General features: G+C 66.6%; 2 protein-coding genes and 1 pseudogene. 2 read left to right on the top strand and 1 reads right to left on the bottom strand.

Features of this window, described 5'->3' with window-relative positions; translation table 11 throughout:
- The first annotated feature begins 40 nt into the window (after positions 1-40).
- Positions 41-751 carry an IS6 family transposase gene (locus OP79_RS48795; RefSeq protein ID WP_033329684.1) on the top strand — a complete coding sequence of 237 codons (711 nt, stop codon included), beginning with the start codon at positions 41-43 and terminating at the stop codon, positions 749-751.
- 332 nt (positions 752-1,083) lie between these two features.
- Positions 1,084-1,617 carry a hypothetical protein gene (locus OP79_RS55865; RefSeq protein WP_157857550.1) on the top strand — a complete coding sequence of 178 codons (534 nt, stop codon included), beginning with the start codon at positions 1,084-1,086 and terminating at the stop codon, positions 1,615-1,617.
- A gap of 126 nt (positions 1,618-1,743) precedes the next feature.
- On the opposite strand, the pseudogene OP79_RS57945 reads toward OP79_RS55865, so the two are convergent.
- Positions 1,744-1,826, bottom strand: a pseudogene (locus OP79_RS57945) (dihydrofolate reductase family protein); the annotation flags it as partial.

Here is a 1,826-nt window from a genome sequence, read left to right as displayed (position 1 = left end):
GGGATGATCTTCGATTTGCTCATGCTGGAGGAGGCTGTCCGTGGGGAACGTGTCACCGTCGTACAAGGGGCACCGGCACCCGGCCGAGGTCATCTCCCACGGTGTGTGGCTGTATCACCGCTTCCCGCCCAGCTTCCGCGAGGCCGAGGAGCTGATGCTCGAGCGCGGTGTCGTCGTCTCCTACGAGACGGCCCGCCGCTGGTGTGCGAAGTTCGGCCCGGCCTACGCCCGCGAGGTGCGTCGCCGTCGGCCCCGGCCTGGTGACCAGTGGCACCTGGACGAGGTCTTCATCACCACCAATGGGGAGCAGAAGTACCTGTGGCGGGCCGTCGACCAGGACGGCAACGTGCTGGACATCCTCGTGCAGAACCGGCGGGACACCGCCGCGGCCAGGCGCTTCTTCCGCCGCCTGCCGAAGAACACGGGTGCGGTGCCGCGGGTGGTCGTCACCGACAGGCTCCGCTCCTACGGCGCGGCCCACCGCGAGGTCATGCCCTCCATCGAGCACCGCTCCCACAAGGGCCTGAACAACCGGGCGGAGAACAGCCACCAGCCCACCCGGCAGCGCGAACGCGCGATGAAAGGCTTCCGCAGCACCGGCGCAGCCCAGCGGTTCCTGTCCGCGTTCAGCGGCATCTCACCCCACTTCCGCCCCCGCCGCCATCTGATGACCGCTCCCGGCCACCGGGCCGAGATGGCCATCCGCTTCGCGACCTGGGACCAGGAAACCGGCCGGCCCACCACGGCCTGAGTAACAGACCCGGAGCCGGACTGAACCATTCCTCGACACACAGTCAGGCCCTACGCACCAACAATGGGCAGGGCGAGGACCGGACAGGCCGACCGGCCGCACCGCACCACTCCGAGCGAGAAGGAGATCCTGTTTTGGCGAAAGGCCCCGCAGTCATAGACACCTCAGGGTCCTAACTCGTCAAGCCGGGTGCACTGTCGGGCGTCCCCGACATCGAACAGCGGTGGGCTTTTTGCTTGCGTAGGCGACTTTGGCCGGGGAGAGTGCCAATGATGTGAGGGCTGGTCGGAGAACAGCGTCGTGCAACATGGGGGGCCACAAGGATGTGCGTGTTGGACACGGCGGCCAAGGAAGCGGGGGTCGCCCGGTTTCTGCGTGAGTACCACCCGCAAGCAGCTCAAGCCGACGGCGGACATCCTGCACTTCGCGGCTGTGACGAGGTCGCCTGGTCCGAAATTCCTGGATGCCCCGCGGCGATACCAGCCGTGCTGCGTGGTCTGCTCGACCCGGGCACTGCTCCTGAGGCCCAGCGAGTGCTCACCAATGTCCTGATGGACAACGTCTTCCAGATGAGCGCTGCAATGCCGACAGCTCTGCCGTTCCTGCTCCGCCTCGTGGCCGAACCGCGGGTTCCCGTTCGGTCCGAGCTGCTCGACATCCTGCTCGTCGCCGCCGAGCTCTCCCGGCCGGTCGATTCGGGTGACGAACATGCGGTGCTGATCTTCGGTTGTGATGCTGATCATCCAGAACGTGAGCAGTGCAGGGCCGTCTTCGCCGAGAACGCGAGATTGCTGACCAGGCTGCCGACCGGACTGATCAGCGCTGCCGACCGGGCATGCCTTGAGCAGGCCGCAGGGCTGCTGTGAAGTTCGCGTGCCCTGGCCTTGGCGGTGTGCGGCGGTTCATGCTGCCTGCGGAGCTGTGCTGACCTCTGTGGGGAAGGCCGTCGCCTCGTCTTCGGCTGCTTGACGGGGCGGGGTGCATAGATGGACTCAGACATGCAGGGTGGGCCGGTAGATGAGCTCTTGGGTGTGGCCGTCGAACGTCCGGCTCTCGATCAGCTCGAGGTCGAAGT

This window comes from Streptomyces yerevanensis (assembly GCF_000716805.1).
Lineage (GTDB): Bacteria > Actinomycetota > Actinomycetes > Streptomycetales > Streptomycetaceae > Streptomyces > Streptomyces flaveus.
This window is presented reverse-complemented; position numbering and strand designations above follow the sequence as displayed.